The following is a 25,051-nucleotide window of genomic DNA, read 5'->3' as shown; positions in this document are numbered from 1 at the left end:
AAATATTGTCTATGATAGATTATAATAATATATACACTCAATAATTAAAAATTACCTATCTCTTTATTACTTGACCATTCTTCAGGAGTATACGTTTTTATGGAAATAGCATGAATTGTATTGTTTGAAATGTATTTAGCCAATTGTTTATAAATTAATTGTTGTTTTTGAACATAGTTAAGTTTACTAAATATTTTACCCACAGCTATTATCTTGAAATAATTACTACTATCACTACTAACATAAACCTTTTCTAAAGGTAAAGATGTAATCAACAATTTCTTAATTTCACTATCTTTCATTTTTATTTATTTCACTTTGTTTTTTAACAAATCTATCTGAATAAATTTTTAGATTCTATAATATATCTAGTTATTAAATTTATTTGTATAATTATTCATTATTAATTAAACATAATATTTGTTAATAATTGTATACCAACAAAATATATTTTCTTGGTATATATTAAGAAACAAATATAAATCAAAAATGTCATTTTACTAAATTATATTAAATCATTCAAGATCATTGTTAATTTTATATTCTATTGTATTAAATAAAATTATTTATTTAAAAAAATATTAAAAAAATCAATTATTAAATTAATGTTTGTTAATAAAATTAATTTAATATTATGAATATATTAAATAAATTAGATCAATAATTATGTCAATATTAATTGTAGAAAAACTAACTAAAATATATAAAAAAATAAATGTAATAGACAACCTAAGTTTGCAAATAAAATCCGGAGAAATTATTGGATTATCTGGTCCTAATAGTTCTGGTAAAACTATAATATGCTATATATTGATAGGTATCGTTCCAATTGATAAAGGTAAAATTATTATAGACAATAATGATATAAGTGCTTTATCTTTATATAATCGTAGAAAAATTGGGATTGGATATCTTCCAAAAGAACCATCTATTTTCCGTCGATTAAGTGTTTACGATAATATTATGGCTGTACTTCAGGTTCGAGAAGACTTTAATGAAAAACAACGTCAGTATTATGCTAATAATTTAATAAAAGAATTACAAATAGAATACTTACGTAAACATATGGGATGTGAATTATATGGAGCAAATAGAAGAGTTGTAGAAATTGCTCGTACAGTAACTGCAAATCCCAAGTTTATAATAATGGATGAACCATTTTCAAACATGGATGAAAATGAAGTAAATATAATAAAAAAAGTCATTAGTCATTTAGCAAATACAGGAATAGGTATAATAATTACCGATGTAAATATTAATAAAATATTCAATATCTGTAGAAGAGTTTATTTACTAAGTCAAGGAAAAATTATTTCAAATGCTTAAAAAAGCAATAATTTTAAATTATGAAATAACTTAATTTTCTATAAAATATTATTGTATTATATACTATTTTTATACCAGTTTTTTTTGATTTAACTTCCTGTAAATTATTTGTTGATAATTTTTCAATTAAATTAATTTAATAATCTTAATAAATATATTTTAGTATAAATCTTAAAATAGGTTATTAATGGTTATATTAATAACAATTAATCAATAAACATACTTTTAAAAGTATGTTGCTTTGTTAGCTTTAATATACGTAATATATTAAATTCCAGATATATCTATATATTTATCACCAGATATATCTATATATTTATCAAAGTATATAAAATTCTTACATATACCTGAATAGATACAAAGTTAATGATTCTAAGCATCAAAATTATTATATGGAAGTTTATAAGATATTATAATAACAATATAACTGCCAATGTATCAAATTATAAAATAGTAAATATTTGTATCATAATACAAAATAGCAAAGCTCATTTCAATACAGTACAGTAATAACATTTTAATACAAAACTAATCTCTATATGCTCTTTTATTCATATTTACAATTTATTGAAAAATAAATAATAAAATACTTTATTAAAGATAATAAATTATTTTATAACACGAAATTTAGGTTGTTTTTTGTTAATAATTTTTTTGTCAATTTTATCTTTGATATTAGAGTATTTATTATTAAACGGTAAGTTTTTTATATCAGTTTGAAAATTTATATTTTTCTTATCTGATGGATTATCATATTCAAATACAGTACCTATACCGTTTTCATGAGCATAAATTGCTAAAATAGAATTAATGGGAAGATTAATATAGTGTGAAATACCATGAAATCTTGTATTAAATGTAATAAAATCATTACCTAAATTTAAATCTTTTACTGCTTGTGGTTCAACGTTTAAGATAATTTGACCATTAGAAGTATATATAAGAGGTACTTCAATTTCAGGTGTATTAATATTAACCAATAGATAAGGTGTTAATTGATTATCTAATAACCAATCATAAAAAGCACGTAATAAATAAGGACGAACATTAGTAATGTTTGAATTTTCCACAGACTAACTCCTAATTTGAAAATGCATTTCACGTTCAACTTCAGTTAATGAAGTTACAAAAGAATGACGATTAAAAACTCGATTCATATATTCCTGTAAAGAATTAGAATATAGTTCTTCTTTGTTTATACCCATTAATGGTAGACGCCAAAGCAACGGAGCTAAATAACAGTCTACTAAACTAAATTCTTCACTCATAAAAAATTGCGTATGGTCGAATAAAGGAGCTATTGAAAGTAGCTCTTCACGTAACTTCTTAGAAGCCAATTGGGCTTCATTAATATCAGCAGTATTTGTTATAGTATTAACTATGCTATACCAATCACGATCTATACGATGTATTATTAAACGACTTTCTCCACGCGCTATTGGATAGACAGGCATTAATGGTGGATGTGGAAATCTTTCATCTAAATATTCCATTATAATGCGTGATTCATATAATGTTAATTCACGGTCTATAAGAGTAGGAATAGTTCCATATGGGTTTAGTTTGATTAGATCTTTAGGTAAGTTATCCATCTTAACTTGCTCTATTTCTACATTAACACCTTTTTCAGCTAATACAATACGAACTTGATGACTAAAAATATCAGCAGGACCAGAAAACAACGTCATTATTGAACGTTTATTAGCAGCTACTGCCATTAAAAACCTCCATTATTATTAGTAATATAAATAACAAATTTCATAATTATATATGAGTTAAATATTAAATTATACTTTAAAAATAATATTAAAGTTATTTATAATATCTAAACCATAAGTGCATAATTATTCTAAATTTTAAATATTATCTTGATTTTTAAATTAAAAAAGAGAAAACCTGCTCTGCAGGTTTTTTATTAATTACGTTCCTTATTCTAAATAATAAATTAATTAACGTTTTGAAAATTGTGGACTGCGTCGTGCTTTACGTAAACCTACTTTTTTACGTTCAACTTGACGAGCATCACGAGTAATGAAACCTGCTTTACGTAGGTCTTCATGTAATCCATTATCATATTTTAATAACGCACGAGTTATACCGTGACGAATTGCTCCGGCTTGACCTGAAACACCACCACCTTTAACAGTAATATATAAATCTAATTTATTAGTTAAGTGAAGTAGATCTAAAGGTTGCATCACAATCATACAAGCAGTTTTTCTACCAAAATATTTTTCTAAAGAACGTTTATTTATTAAAATATTTCCACTACCTGATTTAATGAATACACGCGCAGATGAACTTTTTCGACGACCAGTACCATAATTATAGCCCTGAATTTCAGCCATTGATTTTTTCTCTATTATGTTAAATGTTAAGTAAATGAGGTTTTTGTGCTACATGCTTATGATTATTCCCGATATAAACTTTTAACTTACTATACATAACGTCCCCCAATTTAGTTTTCGGGAGCATTCCTTTAACTGCTATTTTAATTACTCGTTCTGGATTACGAACAATCATTTCTTCAAAAGTAGATTTTTTAATTCCACCTATATAACCAGTATGGCGATAATAAATTTTGTTAGAACGTTTATTACCAGTTAATAAAATCTTTTCAGCATTTAAGACAATAATATAATCACCAATATCAACATGTGGAGTATATTCTACTTTATGTTTGCCTCTTAAAAGGTATGCTATTTTAGTTGCTAATCGACCTAGATTTTTCCCAGATGCATCAATAATATAATTATCATGTTGAACATTTTTTTGTTTAGCCATAAAAGTTTTCATTAAAAAGTTTACCTAAATATGCGTTTAATGTTATAAATCTTCAATTATCTAAGTAAAATATTGATTTTTTTGTAAAAAACTTAAATTACTTCTTTAAAATTGAAAATTGGATGTAAATTATCCAATTATAAAATTATAAATAATTAAAATATAAAAATCGAATTTTATTTTTTATTTTTCATAAAATCAATAACTGTTAGCCAAAAAATATTTATCACTTTGCATTTCCTGAATACGTGATAAACAACGTTTATATTCAAATTTTAATTTTTTGCCTTGATAAATATTGACTTCGTCAGTTTCAGCTGAAACTACTAATTTAATATGATTTCTATACAATTCATCAATTAATAATAAGAATCTTTTTGCCATATTTTCATTATCATATGTCATAATCGGAATGTTGTGTACTAATATGGTATGGAAATAACGTGATAATTTAACATAGTCATGTTGATTATGACCTTCTCCACAGATGGAATTAAAATCAACTGATAAAACTCTATTACTAATTCCAAGCACTACCATATTACGATAATTAATTTTCAAATTTGATTTTTTTTTAATTTTATCCCCCGATAGATCATAAAATATTCTATCCATATAGTTATAAGTATTCAAATTAAGCGGAAATTTCCATAAACAGATAGATTTTATAGTACGAGCTCTATAATCAATTCCAGAATTCATATTTATGATATGATAATGTTTGTTTATTTTTTCATTTATTGATGAAAAAAAATTGTTTTGTAATTTATTATGACACAAATTATTTGGAGAAAAGTTAGATGTTATTATTAATATAATATTGCGTTTAAATAGTTCTATAATTAAATTACTAATTATCACAGCATCAGTAATATCAGATATATAAAATTCATCAATAAACAAAATATCTATTTTTAACTTAAATTGATCGGCAATAATTAATAATGGATTACTAAAACCTTGAAGAATCTTTAATTTTTTATGAATAAACAACATTAAGCTATAAAAATCAAAATGAAGTTTACGATTTCCATTAATAGATTGAAAAAATAAATTTATTAACCAAGTTTTACCGCAACCAGGATCTCCCCATAAATAAACTCCTTTTATATTTCTTTTATCTTTTTGCATCAATTTCAATAAAAATAACAATGATTTTTTAAAAATTGATATTTTAATTAGTTGATTATTAATCATATTTTTATGTATGTCATCTAATAATTTTATGGTTTTATATTGTATTTTATTAAACATAAAATTATCTTTTATTATAGCTTTTTTGTATAAAAGAATAGGAGTTAATTTTCGCATAGCTTTCTTAATGTTTTAAATATCTTAAGAAGAATCTTAATAAAATAATATTTATAAATTATATAGTTATGATAATATGGATAAAAATAATTATTAATAAATTTAAATTCTTCGTATTTTTGAACATAATATAAAGATTCAATTAATGAGGTATATTGTTTCATTTTTTTTAAATTATAACTAGTGTTGATTAAATATATTTTAATAATTAGAATTCAAAAAAATTGAATATAAAGTAAGAATAAAATACTAAGAATAAATAAAAATTATTTAATTATGTTAATTTTCCAAGTAAATAGCTTGTCAGAGATATAATTTATTAAAATTTATCAAAAATTCAAATTAAGAATTTAATTTTTTAAAAAATATTAAATTCTTCTATTTTAATTTGTGTTACAGAGAGAGAGCGTTGTATGAAATGAAAAAGAAACTTCAATTTTTAAACTCTTTATTATTAATTATCTGTATCAATGTCATTATTTTAAACGCAATAGCATCTATTCCTATACAACGGATTGAAAATCAAAAAATTACTAGTTTAGCACCTATCTTAAAAAAAGTATTACCTGCAGTAGTCAGTATTCATGTTGAAGGTAAAAAACTTAATACTAAAGGAATAGTTATTCCTGAATCGTTAAAATGCTTTTTTGGACAGATACCAAATCATAATTATAAAAATCAAATTCAACTTTTTGAAGGAATAGGTTCTGGTGTTGTTATAGATGAGAATAAAGGATATATATTAACTAATAATCATGTAGTGAATGGAGCAGGTAAAATTCATGTTAAATTAGGAGATAATAGAGAATATGTTGCTAAATTAATTGGCCATGATGAACAGACAGATATTGCCTTGATAACAATTAAAGAAGTAAAAAATTTAACTAAAGTTCAATTTGCTAATTCTGATTATACACAAGTAGGAGATTTTACTATAGCTATCGGTAATCCTTTCGGTTTAGGTCAAACTGTCACTGCTGGTATTGTATCAGCATTAGGTAGAAATGGTGTTAACTTTATTGAAGGATTGGAAAATTTCATTCAGACAGATGCTGCAATTAATAAGGGTAATTCTGGTGGCGCTTTAATAAATCTAAAAGGTGAATTAATTGGGATTAATACCGCAATATTAACATCAAGTGGAGGAAATATAGGTATTGGTTTTGCATTACCTACTAATATGATAATAAATTTTGTAAATCAATTAATAAAATATGGAGAAATAAGAAGAGGCCAATTAGGTATTAAATGTAGCGATATTACTATTGACATGGCAAAATTTTTTAATTTAAATATGCAAAAAGGTGTATTAATTTCAAAAGTTATAACTAATTCAATTGCAAAAAAAACAGGGATTAAATCAGGAGATATTATTGTATTGATGAATAATAAACCTGTAAATAGTTTCATGGAGTTACGTATCAAAATCGGAAATGCAATTCCTGGAAAAAATATTAAATTAGTATTAATCCGAAATGGAAAACCAAAAAAAATTAATGTTATTATTGATAAATTAAGACCAATTTATAAAGATGTATTGCCATTATTAAAAGGTGCATTTTTTATTAATGGTAAAACACAAAATGGTAATGAAGGTATAAAAATTAAAAGAATAAAACAAGAAACAGAAGCATACCAATTTGGTTTACGAGAAGATGATATAATTACTGATGTTAATAACAGGCGTATACATACAATTAGAGAAATGATTAAAACAATAAAAAATAAAACTTCATTAGTGATGGTCTTAAATGTAATAAGAAAAAATAAAAATATCTATCTATTATTAAAATAAATAAGCAATACCCATTAGCGGATACACCTTTATATCGTATCCGCTATTAATAATATTTCAACTAAAACTATATAAAAATATTTTGAAAAACATTAAAGATTAGATCTTCTAATTAAATACTTTAGAAAAAATAAATTAAATAAAATTCTTAATTAATCTCGATCTCTAGGAAATGATATTGCTACTTAATATCTAATGATATGATTAATAATTTATATATCTATTTTACTGCAAAACAAAAAAACATTACATTTTTTTAAAAGCTTTTATTAGTATATCATCCTATTCGAGAATCTTGATTATTTATTTGTAATAATACTATTCTAAGTAGCTAAAATATCATAAAAAACAAGGTTTTTTACCAATATTAGATATTAGGTCTTATACCTATTATAAATATAAATATTAATATCGCCTCAAATTTTTCACTACTTGTTAATTTACTATGATTAAATTTGTCTACAACCTCATATAGTTACTATTTATTGGTAGAAAGTAGATACAAATTGAAATAATTAATAAAAACATTTTGATAAAAAAATAAAAAACCCTAATAATATTTTCACATACATATTCAGAGTGGTTTTCCATTCTTGTAAGTAAGAACCAATTAAATATAAGTTTATGATATTAAGTAAAAATGATTTCTTGAAATTAATTATATCTATTGCTTTATACGAGATACATATTCTCCAGAACGTGTATCAACTTTGATGATTTCACCAACTTTTAAAAATAATGGTACTTTAATTATTGCACCAGTTTCTAATACAGCTAATTTATTACTAGTACCAACTGTATCACCTTTCAGACTTTGTTCGGTTTTGATAATTTTAACCTCTATAAAGTTAGGTGCTTTAATATTAATTGGCACATTATCCCACAGAGTTATAATGTACTCAATATTTATTTGCATCCATTTATTAGTTTCGCCTATAATTTTTTTATTAACTTGAAAATGCTCAAAATTATCGGGATGCATAAAATAATAAAAATCATTATCATTATATAGATATATTAAATTAATATCTGTTATATCTGCGCACTGGAAAGAATCATTAGATTTGAAAGTTTTTTCAATACGAGTACCTGTTAATAAACGACGCATCTTAACGCGAACAAATGCTTGTCCTTTTCCAGGTTTAACAAATTCACTAGACTCTATAGAATATGGTTCGTTATCAATAATAATTTTCAAACCAGAACGTAGATCATTACTAAAACAAAACATTTAGTCCCTTATTAAAATTAATCCTAAACATAGATTAAAGATGATATAACATATAAAGATATTTTATGAAAATACAGGTTTTTTAATATGTTATCAATTTTCAAAATAGAAACTGCCAGAAATTTATTATAAACTTATAATAAATAATACTAAAAAGTACTATTGTAATAAATAATTAATTATATAATTACTTATTAATCATAATAAAAATATTCATTTATTTTTTATTAACTCTAATACAGATCAAAAAATAAATTATAGTAAATCGCGGTAAATTTTGATCATATAATACAAATCAATAGAATTGATGTTTATCATATAATGATTATTTCTATTATATCAAATTAAAACTAATTTTTAAAAATTTGCCAAAAAACTCCCTCTAATCAATTAATTATTAATTAGAGGGGAAATAGAAAATTAAATATATTTAAAGAGCAATAACAGTCAAAACATAATTACATCATACCACCCATACCGCCCATGCCACCCATGCCAGGAGCACCAGCGCTATTACCTATATCGGGAGTATTACTTTTTGGCATATCAGTAACCATACATTCAGTAGTAATCATTAAACCAGCAACAGATGCTGCATATTGAAGTGCAGAACGTGTTACTTTTGTTGGATCTAATATACCGAAATCAATCATATTACCATATTCTTCGGTTTGTGCGTTATAGCCATAATTACCAGTACCAGCTTTTACATTATTTGTAACAACTGATGGTTCTTCACCAGCATTAGCAACGATTTGACGCAATGGAGCCTCCATTGCACGTAAAGCAACTTTAATGCCAACATTTTGATCTTCATTTTGGCCTGTTAAATTGATTAATTGCACTGCAACGCGTACTAAAGCTACACCACCTCCAGAAACAACACCTTCTTCAACTGCTGCACGAGTTGCATGTAATGCATCTTCAACACGAGCTTTTTTCTCTTTCATTTCAACTTCAGTTGCTGCACCAACTTTTAAAACAGCAACTCCACCTGCTAATTTTGCTACACGTTCTTGTAATTTTTCTTTATCATAATCTGAAGTAGCTTCTTCAATTTGCTGACGAATTTGAGCTACACGTCCTTGAATTTCTCTTTCTTTACCCATTCCATCAATGATGGTAGTAGTATCTTTATTAATAACAACTCGTTTAGCTTGACCTAGATCGTCTAAAACAGTTTTTTCAAGTTCTAAACCAATTTCTTCAGATATTACTGTACCACCAGTAAGAATAGCAATATCTTGTAACATCGCTTTACGACGATCTCCAAATCCAGGAGCTTTAACTGCAGCTACTTTTACGATACCTCGCATGGTATTTACTACTAAAGTAGCTAGAGCTTCACCTTCAACATCTTCTGCAATAATTAATAATGATTTTCCGGATTTTGCAACAGATTCTAGTATCGGTAACATTTCACGAATGTTAGAAATTTTTTTATCAGCTAATAAAATAAATGGAGTTTCTAACTCAACTGCTCCTGTTTCTGCTTTATTTATAAAATAAGGAGACAAGTAACCACGATCAAATTGCATACCTTCAACTACATCTAGCTCATCTTGTAATCCATTTCCTTCTTCTACAGTAATTACACCTTCTTTTCCAACTTTTTCCATTGCTTGAGCTATTAAAGTACCTACACTTTCATCAGAATTAGCAGATATAGTACCAACTTGTGCTATTGCTTTAGGATCTGAACAAGGTACAGAAAGTTCTTTTAATTTCTCAACTGCTGCAATTACTGCTCTATCAATTCCACGTTTTAAATCCATAGGATTCATACCTGCTGCTACAGCTTTCAATCCTTCATTTACAATAGATTGTGCTAAAACAGTAGCAGTTGTAGTGCCATCTCCTGCAGCATCATTTGCTTTAGAAGCTACTTCTTTAACCATTTGTGCACCCATATTTTCAAACTTATCTTCTAGTTCAATTTCACGGGCAACAGAAACTCCATCTTTAGTAATGGCCGGAGCACCAAAAGACTTGTCTAAAATTACATTTCTACCTTTTGGACCTAAAGTAACTTTTACTGCATCTGCCAATACGTTTACACCACGCAGCATTTTCACACGCGCGTCATTACTGAATTTTACGTCTTTAGCTGCCATTTCAAATATTCCTCAAACTTCATTATATTCAGTGAACTATGCATAAAATTAAAGTTTAAAATTTTTCAACAATTGCTAAAATATCACTTTCTGTAATGATTAATATTTCTTCTTCATCAATTTTTTCAGTTTTAGCACCATAATTTTCATTGAATATTACTACATCACCAACCTTTACGTCCAATGGTTTTACCTGACCACTCTCAAGAATACGACCGTTACCAACAGCCAGTACTTTACCACGAGTGGATTTAGATGCTGCAGAACCAGTTAGCATAATACCACCAGCCGATTTAGCTTCGACTTCTTGACGCTTGACGATAACACGATCGTGCAACGGACGAATTTTCATTTGATAGTTCTCCTTTAAGAAATCCAATCATTTTATATTTTGTTGGTTTTGAATACCGACCAAATGACTTACTAGCCTTGTTGGTGAAATAAATAGGGACATGAATTAATCCTTTCAAGGGGTAATTGCAACAAATTTTTTACAAAAATATTTTAACTACTTGTTTTATAAATATAATTAATTTTTATAAATATAATTAATTTTTATAAATATAATAAGTTTCCAATAAAATAAAGCGACAGTAAATCACAATGTCTATATTTTAATTCAATTTAAATTTGTAATAAGTTAATATTTATTATCATCATATTGATTAATATATTTGTTGTTTTTCCTTTCAAATTCCCCATTTATAGTAAAGCTCTTATTATTAAAAGTAGCCCAGATAACAAAACGCTTCATAATTTTGAAAACTAAGTAATTTTGTATTAGTGGTATTAATAATAATAAGCCAAATAAATCAGTAAAAAATCCCGGTAATAATAACAAGAAACCACTAACTATCAAAGAAATAATTTTTACTATTTCTTTCGTTGGTACTTTATTATATATTAATTTTTCTTTTATTAATATAAAATTTTTTACACTTTGATTCTTAACAAGTAATAGACCAATAAATGAGGTAAATAATGCTAGCAATATAGTAAACGCAACGCCAAGTATGTTAGAGATATAAATAAATAAAGAAATTTCAATCCATGACAGGATAAAAAATATTATTAATAATAACCAACGCATTGAATTCTCCTACAATGCATATTTTATATTGTTTTTATAAACATATAAATAATCTTATAAACATATAAATAATCATAAAACGCACATAAATATTTAATATTGAATTATCTTTATTTACTTTAAATTAATAAATATCCTTTTGAAGCTAATTTCTTTTAATAGTTTAATTTATTTAAAATGTATTATTAATTAAGACTTGTTAATTTATTATATTGTAATTATATTAATAATTATTTTAAAATTGCAAATTGTGCTATTAGTTCGATAAATTTATGGAAATTTTAATAAAGAATATTAAATGAAAATCAAAACAGGTGTGATTTTAGTGATTTCTACCGTACCGGAATCACATGCTCATAAAATTGCCAAAAAATTACTACATGCCAAATTAGCATCTTGTATTAATTTAATTCCAGGAATAATTTCGTATTATTTCTGGAAAAATAAATTAGAACATGCTAATGAGATCCAAATGTTAATTAAATGTAAGAGAATTAATCAAAAAACATTGATAAAGTTACTTAAAGAAATACATCCTTATGAAATTCCAGAAATATTGGTCATTCCAATTTCATATATAGATGACGCATATTTATCTTGGTTAAGCATATAAAATTTGTTAAAAAAACTTCAAAAATAAATAATTTAAAATAATTAAATTTTGATTAATCCCAAAAGTAGATTGTTTTTTATACTTTTTAAGTAAAATTATAAAAACATAAAAGTATACAATGAATATTGTGTTTTTATTAAAATAGCAGTTGACTAAATATAATATTTACGGTCTAATAAGATTCATTTGTTGCCCAGATAGCTCAGTAGGTAGAGCAGGGGACTGAAAATCCCCGTGTCGGTGGTTCAATTCCGCCTCTGGGCACAATATAATAAAAAATAAGTACTGAAATTAGTAGTAATGCTGGAAATATCTTATTTTAAGATAAGCAAGCTCAGATGCCAACTTAGCCTGATTATATCTATTGATATTGAGCTTTGCTATTTTAAACTTAATACTTAATATATTATATAAATAAATTATATTTAATTTATATCCTTCCTGATAATAAAACAATAATCTACCACTCTTTTTTTAGTGGTAATATTAAAACAATACTGATATACCTAAATAAGGACTTTTGGCTAAATATTCAATTGATGCATAACCTGAAGAAGGAGCATTATTATTGTTTAATATTATATACCTATAACCCGCTTCTAAACTAATTTTAGAAATAGGTTTAAATTGCACTCCAGCATGTAAAGCATGATAGCTATTAGGGTTCTTTTTTATAGAAAAACATTCCAAACCATAGTGGTATTGGCTGTATATACTCCAATATGAGTCAAAAAAATACTTAATACCAGTACCTATTGCTAAAGACATTTTGGTTCCGTTTGTCGATTCTTCATATTTAGAAAAAACCACCTTTACAGAAGGATATAATCTAAATGACTTTCTTATGTCCATATTATAACCAAAACCCAAATCAAATGTATTCCCTTTATAATATGTATATAATAAACTTCCACTTAAAAATGGCCCTTTAGTATTAGTACCAGCTCCAATAGATAGCATGGTATTATATCTTCCGACAGAAACAACACCTTCAGCTGCGTACGACATCTGTGATGTTACCATTATGCCAGTTAATAAAACAAAAGATAATATACTTCCTGTAATAAACCTCTTTAACATAATTTTATTCCCCCCGAATAAATAACATTTATTTAATAATAAAATTAATATCTTAGAGTATAGATAAAACTACTTATGAATATTTATTAAACTATAGTAAGTTTGATTTAATTATAAATAAAATTTTGCTTATCTATATCAATATTTAAAACAAAATTTACAAATTTAATTGATTATATATTAAAGATTAAAAAATTTGATTATTGAAATACCAGAAAATATATATCTTCTTAAGAAGAAGATATTTTTTATTTTAATTTTGTTTTTAAATTTAAAACCAATTTATTTTTATGCAATTTTCTTAGAGCTACGGTTAGTTAAAAATAATAATTAATATTATAGATTTAATTATACAGAAATTTTTATATTAACATAGTAATATCAATATCGTATTCACATTAAAGAAAATTATTTTCTATATTATATATAAAAACATGTTATAATGTATTTACTTATAAATAAATTTATTAATAATATATAATTAAAATTAAGGTAATAATTTAATTAAAACGGAATATCGTCATCAAAGTTTATTAAAGATTCATCACCTTTGGTTTGTGAAACGTTTTGTTTTAAACAAACTTCTTTATCTAAATTAACCTGATTCCCAATATTAGGATTATTTGATTGATTCCAATTATTACTATTTTGATTAGTTCCTTGAATGGCAGAAATACTACTTTGTTGACGGTTACCTAACATTTGCATATTCCCACCTACATTTACTACCACTTCTGTAGTGTATCGTTCTTGACCATTTTGGTCTTGCCATTTTCTAGTACGTAATTGACCTTCTATATATACTTGAGAACCTTTTCGTAAATATTCATTGGCTATTTCTGCTAATTTACCAAAAATGACTACACGGTGCCATTCAGTTGATTCTTTATTTTCCCCAGTATTTTTATCACGCCAATTTTCTGAAGTAGCTAGTGTAAAATTAGCTACAGCGCTTCCATTAGTCATATATCTTACTTCTGGATCTTGACCTAAATTACCTATTAAAATAACTTTATTAATACCTCTTGCCATATTATAATTTCCTATTTAAATAGCAAATTGTTATATAATTAAATAAGCATTTAATTTAAAATAATTATTTTATATTGTAATATAAAAATAATAAATATCAAGAAAAAGAGATTGATAGCAATATAAAAACACACTGAATTTTTATTAGCTAATTATAATAATTTAATATTATTAAATAATTTTAATATCTTAAAAATTATTTAAGACTAATGTTATATCAAAATATATAAATATAACTTAATTATCGTAATAACTACCTACATAATTATCAAAACGTGACCATTTTCCATTGAAAGTTAAATACACAGTACCAATAGGACCATTGCGTTGTTTACCTAAAATTATTTCTGCAACACCTTTTAAATCACTGTTTTCATTATATATTTCGTCACGATAAATAAACATTATTAAATCAGCATCTTGTTCAAGTGATCCTGATTCACGTAAATCTGAATTCATAGGTCTTTTATTCGAACGTTGTTCTAGAGAACGGTTTAATTGAGAAAGTGCAATAACTGGAACATTGAGCTCTTTAGCAAGTGATTTTAATGAACGAGAAATCTCAGCTATTTCTAAATTACGATTATCAGAAAAAGAAGGTATACTCATAAGTTGTAAATAGTCTATCATAATTATATTTAATCCATTATTTTCTCGATAAATGCGACGAGCGCGTGCACGAATGTCAGTAGGTGTTAAACTAGAGGAATCATCTATATAAATATTTCTTTTTTGTAATAAAATGTTAATTGTACTAGAAATACGAGTCCAATCTTCTTGATCAAGTTGACCTGTTCTTATACGTGTTTGGTCAACTCTTGATAATGATGATAGCATACGTACTATTATTTGTTCACTAGGCATTTCTAAACTAAAAATCAAAATCGGTTTGTCATATAACATTGCAATGTTTTCACATAGATTCATAGCAAAAGTAGTTTTACCCATAGAAGGACGTGCTGCAATGATTATTAAATCAGACGGTTGTAAACCAGATGTTTTTTTATTTAAATCTTGATATCCAGTATTAATACCAGTAATACCATCTTGAGGATTTTTTATTAATGATTCAATACGTGAAACAGTATTTTCAATGATTTGACTAATATTTTTCGGGCCATCATTTTTATTAAAACGTGATTCTGCAATTTTAAAAACATTAGATTCAGCAAAATCAAGTAATTCTTCACTATTTCTACCCTGTGGATCATAACTAGCATTAGCGATCTTATTTGCTACTAATATTATTTCCCTTAATATTGCACGTTCACGTACTATTTCTGCATATGCACAAATATTTGCCGCACTTGGTGTGTTTTTAGTTAGTTCAGCTAAATAAGCGAAACCTCCTACTATTTCAAGTTTGCTGTTAATTTCAAGTGACTGCGATAAAGTTATTAAGTCAATTGGTTTTTTACTTTCTAATAAATACTGCATTTCTAAAAAAATAATTTTATGAGCAAAATTAAAAAAATCATCAGCTATAATGAAATCAGAAATATTAAACCAACGATCATTATCTAACATTAAGCCACCTAAAACAGATTGTTCTGCCTCTATGGAATGAGGTGGAATCTTTATATTTTCTAAATGATAATCTTGATTTTTATTTTGCTTATTTGTATTTTTTTTTCTTAACATAATAATATTAACTAATATTTTTGAAAGAAAATATGAAAAATTATGCTTTAATTAAGCTTGGTTCTTCGATTCTCTATTTGAGGCATGATTTAATAATTCAAATAAATGATCAATAGGTAGAGATTAATTTTTTTAATTAACTAAAATTTTTAAATAACAATTTATTTATTATATAGTTACAAAAAATTGCAGAAACTAAACTAGCTTGGATGAAAATCATTTCACTTAAGCATTTTCAATGCTTCTTCTATTACCCAAATACCTGCATTAGATCTGTAAATATTTTCACTTAAGTGACGCTTCCATTGATTTGAACCAGGAAGACCTTTAAATAAATTTATAGTATGGCGCATTATTTTACTAATATTAACTCCTTTTTTCATTTCATCTTCAATATAAGGATACATACTTTTAATTAATAATATAGGATTTATTGTTTTTTTAAAACCGAAAATTTTATCATCAACCCCAGATAAAATCATAGGGTTCTTATAAATTTCTCGTCCCATCATAACACCATCAAGATATTGTAAATGAACTTGTGCTTCTTCTAATGTCTCTATTCCTCCATTGATTACTATTACAAAAAAAGGGAAATCTTTTTTAAGATTGTAGATATAAGAATAGTTTAAAGGTGGTATTTCGCGATTTTTTTTGGCATTAAATTTCAGAAGACAAGCTTTTCTTGCATGAAAAATAAAATTAATACAACTGCTAAGTTCTGATATGGTCCCTATGAAATCGCTTAAAAAATTGTAACTATCTTTTCCATCTATACCAATTCTAGTTTTTATTGTTATTGGAATATTTACAACATCATATATAGCTTTAATATTATCAGCTACTAAATTTGCATTATTCATAAGACAAGCACCAAAATAACCTTTTTGTGCTCTGTGAGATGGACAACCAATGTTTAGATTAATTTCATTATAACCATGACTTTCCGCCAGCTTGGCACAATATGCTAATTCAGATGAATTATTACCTGCCAATTGTAACGCAACTATATGCTGATCTTTGTTTTCATCTAATTTGTATTTACCATTAATAATTTTATTTGTATTTATCATTTCAGTATATAGAATTGCGTAAGCACTCAATTTACGATAAAAGTAACGACAATGACGATCAGTCAAAGCAAGCATAGGTGCTACAGCAAAACGTCGATAATAATTATTCATGATTCTCAATTTAAATTTATTATAAATTGATAATTAAGGAAGAAATATTAAAACTATAGTAATTAAATTTTACCAAGAAAAATTAAGGCACTTCCTTGTGCCTATCTTAAAATTTAGTTGTTTATTAAATATTGATTACCTACTACCAACGACAATCCTTATTATGGCTTTCCCACAGACAATCTTTATTATGACTTTCCCATAATTTTAATTCTCTCTCTGCGTCATCTCTAGCACAACCATAACGTTCTTGAATTTTACCGATTAATTGATCTCGTTTACCTTCAAAGCACTTAAAGTCATCGTCTGTTAATTTTCCCCATTTTTCTTTTATTTTACCTTTAAACTGTTTCCAATTTCCGCCAATCTTATCCTTATTCATTTTAAACCTCCAAATTTAGGTTTAATATTACCTCTATAGAAGATAATTAAAACGTTGAAATAACAGTTTCTTATATATCAAAAAACTAACTTTAGTAGATAATTTTACATATTTCTCAATATTGTCATAATATAAATTTTATAAAGTTGATCAATTTTATTGAAATTTTGATTCATTATATTAATAATTATACATCAAAATTATTAATATAACGTATAATATTTAAAATATAATTAACATATACCAAAGGAAATCATTAAAATAAAGTTTTAATTATAAATTAATGAATTTATCTCAATTGATAATTTTAAATATTAATAGTTAATAAATAAAATAAACTTTTACATCATAAAATAATTCTAATATTTGTTATATAAAATATTAGAATTATTTTAAATTTTATTGAACAATTATTTATTAAAATTAATTAATTAGTATTGAATTAAAACTCAAAGTATATAAAATATACTAATAATATTATTTATTTTCGTAATTATAATTAATAAAATATATATATTCTTAAATACATTTTTATTTTAAAATCTTTAATTATAACTATATTAAATAATTCATTCAATTAGGGAGTATTTTGTTAAAATGTAATTGGTATAAAACATACATTTATTTAATAGATCTATTAATATCTTTATTAATAAAAAGTAAAACAGTTACATAAAATAATATTAGTAATATTGACAAAAAATATATTGTATATGTATTACACGATTATTCAATCGTAGATTTAATAACATTACGTAGGCAATGTATTAAATCTAATTTGCCTAATCCATTGTTATCTATAGAAATTGATGGTATAAATTTACCTTGTTATATTTTTGTTGAAAATAACAAATATCCTCACTATTTTAATTCCCATCAAAAGATTTTATGGAACCATAAACATTACTGGAATTAATATATTACGTAATTTATCACAGAATGGTCACAAAATCGTTTATTTTCCTTGTCATCGCAGTCATGTAGATTATTTTTTGATATCTTATGTGCTATATCATATCAAACAAGGATTAACACTACCTTATATTGCAGCGGGTACAAATCTTAATTTCTAGCTTATAGGATTATATTTTTCGTCGGCTAGGTGCTTTTTTATCCGAAAACCTTAAAAAGTAATAAATTTTATTATATAATTTTTTCGACAATATTTAAATAAATTATTTTATTACGGTTGCCCAATAGAATTCTTTAGAGAAGGTAAAAAAATTACGGACTGGTTTATTACTATACAATCATTATTAATGATATAGCAATAAATTTATTACTTTAATAGGTTATGAAATTATAATAGAAATTAATACTTATGTTGCTGAATTAAATAATAATAAAGGCGAACATAATTTTTTCAAAACTTATTAAAACTATATAAATTAAATAAATAGATTAAATAATCTTGGCAATGTTAATTTCGGCAAAACCATTATCTTTAAATAGTCATTTTAAATTAAAAATAGAATAGATATTAATTATTCACGGTGTTTAACACCTTTTTTAGATAATCTTACTAGTAATATTATGGTTCGTATTAATGAAGCTAGTTCAGTAAATGCTGTAACAGCCCTTTTAGCTTAAAGTCAATATTCCTTGACTTATAAATAATCAACTGAACAATTGAATTGTCATATAAATTACACTGTTTTTCTAAAATTACAGTACCTAATTCAAATATTGAAGAATTGATAAATCATGCCATAAACACAAAAATTATCAATTAAAAAGGATAACAATAGTTATATTATAGCGTTATCATCTAATCAAGTAAAAAATTTATATATTTTCAAAATAATATTCAACATATGTTAATAATGCCTTCATTAATTGCATTTATTGTTATAAAACAAAAATATATAAAGATAAATTAATTAATAAGTATAATTATTATATATCCTTTAATAAAAAGAGAACTATTTCTCCGCTGGCAATCAAATGAAGTATCAAGATTAATAATAAGGTTATGTAATTAACTAGAAAAATAAAAAATAATCTTCTGTAGAAGAAATTGGTTATTTTTAATACCCCTAGCCGTTATCGTGTTTTGCAAAAAAACAGTAAAAATATCATAATGCTATATGATTATATTTTTTCATACTTAGCATTCAAATAACTATAAATTATAAATTATTAAAAACAAAAAACCTTAAATTAGCTCATAGTCTTTTATTAAATAAATGCATACACATATCAGAATTATTTGATAGTAATTTTTTAATTAAATATTTATGGTTTAAAAAAAATAATAAATATATATATGATAATGGTTGTGTAAATTTAATGAAAACTTTAACTGTACACAAATTTTATCAGAAATATTAAATAATGATAAGAACTAAATTATCATTTATTAAACCATATAAGAATAAATTTTATAGTAAATAGAAATAAATATTTATAAAATAAAATGAATATATTTCAAAATAATTACTGAATAATACTTAATATAAATACTTCCAGTATTTATTTATACATTTAATATTATAAATAAATTGTTATTATGATAATTATATCATTATAAAAGTTTTATTCAAATAAATTATGATGCAAAATACGAATGATATTTTCTGAATCTATATTTGATACTATAAAACATATATTGTAATTACTGATACCATAGTAAATCATCCGCAAATTAAATGGTTCTAACATTCCAAATATCATTTTGCATATACCATTAGCTTTAGATAAATTATTACCAATAATAGCAATAAGAGATAAATTATCTTCTATATTAACATGGCAAAAAGATGAAAGTTCACATAATAATTTATTATTAATAATATTAATTCCTCTTGATTGATAACTATCATTAAATGTTATTGCTACGTTTACTTCAGAACTAGTTAAAAGGTCAATATATATCCCATGATTTGATAATGTGTTAGTTATTCTAGCTAGAAAATCTAGTTGATGAAAAATATTTAAGCTCCTTAGATTTAATAAAGTTTGTCTACGACGTAAAGCTAAAGCTCTAAATAAAGGTGTGGTATCAGTTTTATTGCAAACATATGTGCCTCCTTTTTCTGGATTTTTACTAGAACTAACAAATACTGGGATATTACTTCTTGCTGCAGGTAACAAAGTAGACGGATGTAACACTTTTGCTCCAAAAATTGCCATTTCTGCAGCTTCTTTAAAAGTTATTTCATCTATTCTTTTAGCTGTTGCTACTAGATGTGGATCAGTGGTATAAATTCCAGATACATCTGTCCAAATATCTATTCGTGTTGCTCTCAATGCTTCACCTAATAAAGCAGCTGTATAATCACTGCCACCACGACCTAAAGTAGTAGTTCGTCCTTGAATTTCACTACCAATAAAACCTTGAGTAACTACAATTTTATGTATTATAAGTGGTTTAAGATATTTATTAACTAGATTAGATAATGTATTAATATCTGGTTGAGCGCAACCAAAATTATCATTTGTTTTCATTACATTTCGAACATCAAACCACTCAACATTCATTCTTCTTTCACGTAAAATATTAACAAAAATAATACTAGACATTAATTCACCATAACTTACTATTTCATCTTTTAACGATTCAGAATTAATTCTGTAAGCTTTTTCAGCTAATATTTCAATAGATCCTATCATATTATTTATTAATATTTTTAAAGAATTATTTTCTTTAATTTTATAGATAATTGAATTCTGAATATTACTAATCTTATTAATTAAATAAAGTCTATTACTTTTATCTTTACCTTCAGAAAGGGATACAAGAATATTGGTTATCCTAGCAGAAGCAGATAAAACTACTAGACGTATATTAGAATTATTAATAATTATATCAGCACTATGGCTCATTGCATTAAAATCAGCAACGCTAGTACCTCCAAATTTTGCTACGATCAGTTTTTGAGTCATTATTATGACCTCATATATAAAAAATAAACAACAAATACTCAATAAAGAAATATCAAAAGAACATATTTTAATTAATTAGAAAAAATAAATTTATAATTTTCATGATAATTCAAAAAAATCATCTACTATATTTAATAAAAACATATATTTGATAAAGTATTTGAAATAATTTAAATATATCAATCAGTATTGATATAAAAAAAGATGAAAAATTACTTTTTAAAGTTATACAAAAAATAATATAAATCAAAAATAATATAAATTAATATAATATAACTTATTAAATTAATTGTTCAATAAAAATTAATTTCAATTGTTTTTTATTGAAATTTTATGATTATAATCAAAACAACTAATTTTTAATATAAAGAGTTTCGATATGAAAAATATTAATCCAACAAATACCATAGCTTGGAAAGAATTAAAAAAACATTTTGAACAAATTAAATCATTACACCTTTCTGACTTATTTAATAAAGATTGTAATAGATTTTCTAAATTTTCTATCCTTTTTAAGGATCAGATTTTGATAGACTTTTCAAAAAATCGTATTACACATGAAACAATAGATAAACTACAAGCATTAGCAAAAGAGACTTATCTTAAAGATAACATTGATTCTATGTTTTCTGGTGAAAAAATTAATTTCACTGAAAATAGAGCTGTATTACATATTGCTCTTCGTAACCGTAGTAATACACCTATAATATTAAATGGAAAAAATATTATGCCTAAGATAAACAAGATATTAAACAAAATGAGAATTTTTTCTGAAGAAGTTATTAATGGTAATTGGTTAGGCTATACAGGAAAGCCTATTAAAGATATAGTAAATATTGGTATAGGTGGCTCAAATCTTGGTCCATTAATGGTAACTGAAGCATTATGTCCGTATCAAAATCACCTTAATTTGCATTTTGTTTCTAATATTGATGGTTCACATATTAATAAGACATTAAATAATTTAAATCCTGCAACAACATTATTTTTAATAGCATCTAAAACATTTAATACTCAAGAAACATTAACTAATGCTCATAGTGCACGTGATTGGTTTTTAGAAAAAACAAATAATAAAAAAAATATGTCTAAACATTTTATCGCGCTGTCTACTAATAAAAAAGCAGTAGAAAAATTTGGAATTAATATTAATAATATGTTTGAGTTTTGGAATTGGGTAGGAGGAAGATATTCTTTATGGTCATCAATTGGACTATCGATTATTCTTTCTATTGGATTTAGTAATTTTGAGCAATTTCTTAACGGTGCATATGAAATGGATAAACATTTCTCTGAAACACCAATTGAAAAAAATATACCAATATTATTAGGATTAATTGGAATTTGGTACAATAATTTTTTTAGTGCCGAAACTGAAGCTATTTTGCCCTATGATCAAAATATGCGCCATTTTGCTTCATATTTTCAACAAGTAAATATGGAATCTAATGGCAAAAACATTGATAGGGAAGGAAATAATGTAAATTATCAAACTGGTCCTATAATTTGGGGAGAATCTGGCACTGATGGTCAACATTCATTTTATCAACATATACATCAAGGTACTAAATTAATTCCTTGTGATTTTATTGCACCTGCAATCCATCATCATCCTTTAAATGATCATCATTTAAAACTTTTATCTCATTTTTTTGCACAAACCAAAGCATTAGCTTTTGGTAAAACCGCTAATGAAATAGAAAAAGAATTTATTAATAAAAAACAAATAAACAAATTTATAAAAAATATCTCATTATTTAAGACATTGGATGGCAATCATCCTACAAATTCGATATTAATTCGTAAGCTTACTCCATTTAATCTTGGTGCTTTAATTGCACTTTATGAACATAAAATTTTTACACAGGGTTCTATATTAAATATATTTAGTTTTGATCAATGGGGAGTAGAATTAGGCAAAACACTAGCAAATGATATTCTATCAGAATTAAAAACTGAAGATAAAACAAAAAAATATGATAGTTCTACTAATGAATTAATTAATTGTTATAAAAATTGGCGATAATCAATTAAAAAATTATTATAAATAAAACCATTTATAAAATAAAAATATTTTAAAGAAATTTAATTCTGTTATAAGATATAAAATATATTAAATTTATTTAATATTTGTTATTAAACAATTTTATATTTACTCAATCTGGAATATATAAGTTGTTAATACAACAAGTTATATTTAAAACATCAATTAAAATCATTAACATGATTTTAATTTTCATCTTTAACTTAATATAGCGTGATATTGTTATGATATTAAATTCATATCTAACAAGTTAGAACATGTTGTTTGATATACATAATGGTTAAGCCAATTAGAAAATAACAAATTGCCATGACTACGCCAAGTTATATTAGGTAATAGTTCAGTATTGTCTTTTGGAAAATAATTACAAGGTTTTTTACATAAAGTACCTAAATTAAAATCACGATGATATTCATCAGAAAGCGTAAGTAAATCATATTCTGGATGACCAGTGATAAAAACCAAACGTTTATCTGTACTTGACATAAGATAGACATTGGAAAATGGTTCCTCTAATACAGCATGCAATTGCAAATCCGTATTATTAATAATAAGCTGAATAGAAAAATCTGCATAACGGGAATGAGGAACAAAAAATTTATTATCAAAACCACGTATCAGCAAATCATTAGAATTTAATAATCTATGATTAAATACACCAAACAGCTTATCATGTCTTATTTTTTTAGGGATTCCATAAAAAATATTTAAAGCAGCTTGTGCAGCCCAACATATAAATAACATTGATGTAACATGTTCTTTTGCCCAAAAGAATATGTTTTTAATTTGAGACCAATAAGAAACATCCTTAAAATCAATTAAGCCTAAAGGTGCGCCAGTTACTATTAAACCATCAAAATTATCATTATAAACATTATCTAATTGACAATAAAAGTTATTAAGATGTTCACTTGATGTATTTCTTGATTGATGACCATTAATACGTAACAATTTTACATCAATTTGTAAAGGAGAATTAGAAATTAGACGTAGCAATTGATTTTCAGTTTCAATTTTTTTTGGCATTAAATTAAGTATTAATATTTTCAAAGGACGGGTTTCCCAGACTCTAGAACTTGATGAAGTTATTACAAAAATATTTTCATTACGTAATAATTTCACTGCTGGCAAACAATTTGGAACTATGATTGGCATAAAACATTTCCTATCATTTAAGAAAAATAAAAAAGAGTAAAATAGAAGATAATCTTAAAATATACTCTTAATATAAATACAACTGGCGGAACGGACGGGACTCGAACCCGCGACCCCCTGCGTGACAGGCAGGTATTCTAACCAACTGAACTACCGCTCCAATATCATTGTTATATAGTGTTAAATCTTAAATATAGTTAATGTAAAATAATTATTGATTTCATTTGAAAGAAACCAACTGAGCTACAAGCCTGCTGAATCTTTATTATTAAGACAACAAATTAATTATCAGACAATTTATGTAGGTACTTCGCAGAAAAGCATTTTTATATAAATAAGTAAGGAGGTGATCCAACCGCAGGTTCCCCTACGGTTACCTTGTTA

Annotated in this window: 22 protein-coding genes and 2 tRNA genes; 6 read left to right on the top strand and 18 right to left on the bottom strand. The window is 24.8% G+C overall.

Going from position 1 to position 25,051, the window contains the following annotated elements; translation table 11 throughout:
• Positions 1–44: 44 nt before the first annotated feature.
• Positions 45–302, bottom strand: a complete 258-nt coding sequence (locus CRV09_RS01810; protein ID WP_136132434.1) for a BolA family protein — start codon at positions 300–302, stop codon at positions 45–47.
• A gap of 364 nt (positions 303–666) precedes the next feature.
• Between CRV09_RS01810 and lptB the strand changes: the two genes are divergently transcribed.
• The gene (gene lptB / locus CRV09_RS01805; protein ID WP_136132433.1) at positions 667–1,326 is read left to right on the top strand and encodes an LPS export ABC transporter ATP-binding protein; all 660 of its coding nucleotides are present in this window, start codon (positions 667–669) and stop codon (positions 1,324–1,326) included.
• A 608-nt stretch (positions 1,327–1,934) separates the two neighbouring features.
• On the opposite strand, the gene CRV09_RS01800 is transcribed toward lptB, so the two are convergent.
• The 5 genes from CRV09_RS01800 to zapE form a co-directional block, all read right to left on the bottom strand.
• Positions 1,935–2,396 (bottom strand): ClpXP protease specificity-enhancing factor, encoded by a 462-nt coding sequence (locus CRV09_RS01800; RefSeq protein ID WP_136132432.1) that lies wholly within the window; start codon positions 2,394–2,396, stop codon positions 1,935–1,937.
• A gap of 3 nt (positions 2,397–2,399) precedes the next feature.
• Positions 2,400–3,044 (bottom strand): stringent starvation protein SspA, encoded by a 645-nt coding sequence (gene sspA / locus CRV09_RS01795; RefSeq protein WP_136132431.1) that lies wholly within the window; start codon positions 3,042–3,044, stop codon positions 2,400–2,402.
• A 231-nt stretch (positions 3,045–3,275) separates the two neighbouring features.
• Complete coding sequence (gene rpsI, locus CRV09_RS01790) at positions 3,276–3,674, bottom strand: 30S ribosomal protein S9 (RefSeq protein WP_136132430.1); 399 nt, start codon at positions 3,672–3,674, stop codon at positions 3,276–3,278.
• A gap of 19 nt (positions 3,675–3,693) precedes the next feature.
• Positions 3,694–4,122, bottom strand: coding sequence for a 50S ribosomal protein L13 (rplM, locus tag CRV09_RS01785; RefSeq protein ID WP_136132429.1), 429 nt, complete (start codon positions 4,120–4,122; stop codon positions 3,694–3,696).
• A 186-nt stretch (positions 4,123–4,308) separates the two neighbouring features.
• Positions 4,309–5,421: a cell division protein ZapE gene (gene zapE, locus CRV09_RS01780; protein WP_136132428.1), complete on the bottom strand. Its 1,113-nt coding sequence runs from the start codon at positions 5,419–5,421 to the stop codon at positions 4,309–4,311.
• Between the two features lie 457 nt (positions 5,422–5,878).
• Here zapE and CRV09_RS01775 point away from each other — a divergent pair, with 457 nt between their 5' ends.
• Positions 5,879–7,216, top strand: a complete 1,338-nt coding sequence (locus CRV09_RS01775; protein WP_479683926.1) for a Do family serine endopeptidase — start codon at positions 5,879–5,881, stop codon at positions 7,214–7,216.
• A gap of 664 nt (positions 7,217–7,880) precedes the next feature.
• On the opposite strand, the gene efp is transcribed toward CRV09_RS01775, so the two are convergent.
• From efp to CRV09_RS01755, 4 genes are all read right to left on the bottom strand, one after another.
• Complete coding sequence (efp, locus tag CRV09_RS01770; protein WP_136132426.1) at positions 7,881–8,447, bottom strand: elongation factor P; 567 nt, start codon at positions 8,445–8,447, stop codon at positions 7,881–7,883.
• A gap of 458 nt (positions 8,448–8,905) precedes the next feature.
• Positions 8,906–10,561 carry a chaperonin GroEL gene (gene groL / locus CRV09_RS01765; RefSeq protein ID WP_136132425.1) on the bottom strand — a complete coding sequence of 552 codons (1,656 nt, stop codon included), beginning with the start codon at positions 10,559–10,561 and terminating at the stop codon, positions 8,906–8,908.
• A 55-nt stretch (positions 10,562–10,616) separates the two neighbouring features.
• Entirely contained in the window at positions 10,617–10,913 is a 297-nt protein-coding gene (locus CRV09_RS01760) for a co-chaperone GroES (protein ID WP_136132424.1), read from the bottom strand.
• 288 nt (positions 10,914–11,201) lie between these two features.
• Positions 11,202–11,651 carry an FxsA family protein gene (locus CRV09_RS01755; protein WP_136132423.1) on the bottom strand — a complete coding sequence of 150 codons (450 nt, stop codon included), beginning with the start codon at positions 11,649–11,651 and terminating at the stop codon, positions 11,202–11,204.
• A 298-nt stretch (positions 11,652–11,949) separates the two neighbouring features.
• Here CRV09_RS01755 and cutA point away from each other — a divergent pair, with 298 nt between their 5' ends.
• Positions 11,950–12,264, top strand: coding sequence for a divalent-cation tolerance protein CutA (cutA, locus tag CRV09_RS01750; RefSeq protein ID WP_136132422.1), 315 nt, complete (start codon positions 11,950–11,952; stop codon positions 12,262–12,264).
• Positions 12,265–12,455: 191 nt separating this feature from the next.
• Positions 12,456–12,528 (top strand) — tRNA-Phe (locus tag CRV09_RS01745).
• Between the two features lie 222 nt (positions 12,529–12,750).
• Here the strand turns inward: CRV09_RS01745 and CRV09_RS01740 are convergent.
• The 5 genes from CRV09_RS01740 to CRV09_RS01720 all read right to left on the bottom strand — a co-directional run bounded on the left by CRV09_RS01740 (position 12,751) and on the right by CRV09_RS01720 (position 17,583).
• Positions 12,751–13,344 (bottom strand): YfaZ family outer membrane protein, encoded by a 594-nt coding sequence (locus CRV09_RS01740; protein ID WP_136132421.1) that lies wholly within the window; start codon positions 13,342–13,344, stop codon positions 12,751–12,753.
• Positions 13,345–13,848: 504 nt separating this feature from the next.
• On the bottom strand, positions 13,849–14,376 hold the full coding sequence (locus CRV09_RS01735) for a single-stranded DNA-binding protein (protein WP_136132420.1): 528 nt from the start codon (positions 14,374–14,376) through the stop codon (positions 13,849–13,851).
• Between the two features lie 237 nt (positions 14,377–14,613).
• Positions 14,614–16,017: a replicative DNA helicase gene (gene dnaB, locus CRV09_RS01730; protein ID WP_136132419.1), complete on the bottom strand. Its 1,404-nt coding sequence runs from the start codon at positions 16,015–16,017 to the stop codon at positions 14,614–14,616.
• A gap of 221 nt (positions 16,018–16,238) precedes the next feature.
• On the bottom strand, positions 16,239–17,201 hold the full coding sequence (gene dusA / locus CRV09_RS01725; RefSeq protein ID WP_136132418.1) for a tRNA dihydrouridine(20/20a) synthase DusA: 963 nt from the start codon (positions 17,199–17,201) through the stop codon (positions 16,239–16,241).
• A gap of 142 nt (positions 17,202–17,343) precedes the next feature.
• Complete coding sequence (locus CRV09_RS01720; RefSeq protein ID WP_136132417.1) at positions 17,344–17,583, bottom strand: CsbD family protein; 240 nt, start codon at positions 17,581–17,583, stop codon at positions 17,344–17,346.
• An 836-nt stretch (positions 17,584–18,419) separates the two neighbouring features.
• On the opposite strand from CRV09_RS01720, the gene CRV09_RS01715 reads away from it, so the two are divergent.
• The gene (locus CRV09_RS01715) at positions 18,420–18,656 is read left to right on the top strand and encodes a 1-acyl-sn-glycerol-3-phosphate acyltransferase (RefSeq protein ID WP_158675180.1); all 237 of its coding nucleotides are present in this window, start codon (positions 18,420–18,422) and stop codon (positions 18,654–18,656) included.
• Between the two features lie 1,462 nt (positions 18,657–20,118).
• Here the strand turns inward: CRV09_RS01715 and lysC are convergent.
• Entirely contained in the window at positions 20,119–21,468 is a 1,350-nt protein-coding gene (lysC, locus tag CRV09_RS01710; RefSeq protein ID WP_136132415.1) for a lysine-sensitive aspartokinase 3, read from the bottom strand.
• Positions 21,469–21,847: 379 nt separating this feature from the next.
• Here lysC and pgi point away from each other — a divergent pair, with 379 nt between their 5' ends.
• Complete coding sequence (gene pgi / locus CRV09_RS01705; RefSeq protein WP_136132414.1) at positions 21,848–23,494, top strand: glucose-6-phosphate isomerase; 1,647 nt, start codon at positions 21,848–21,850, stop codon at positions 23,492–23,494.
• A 240-nt stretch (positions 23,495–23,734) separates the two neighbouring features.
• Here pgi and CRV09_RS01700 read toward each other — a convergent pair whose 3' ends face one another.
• Together CRV09_RS01700 and CRV09_RS01695 are read right to left on the bottom strand one after the other, a co-directional pair.
• On the bottom strand, positions 23,735–24,667 hold the full coding sequence (locus tag CRV09_RS01700) for a homoserine O-succinyltransferase (protein WP_136132413.1): 933 nt from the start codon (positions 24,665–24,667) through the stop codon (positions 23,735–23,737).
• 83 nt (positions 24,668–24,750) lie between these two features.
• Positions 24,751–24,827 (bottom strand) — tRNA-Asp (locus CRV09_RS01695).
• Positions 24,828–25,051 lie beyond the last annotated feature (224 nt).

It is taken from the genome of Candidatus Pantoea edessiphila, assembly GCF_002933345.1.
Classification (GTDB): Bacteria; Pseudomonadota; Gammaproteobacteria; order Enterobacterales; family Enterobacteriaceae; genus Pantoea_C.
The sequence above is the reverse complement of the archived record's forward strand: the minus strand, read 5'-3'. Positions and strand labels throughout refer to the sequence as shown.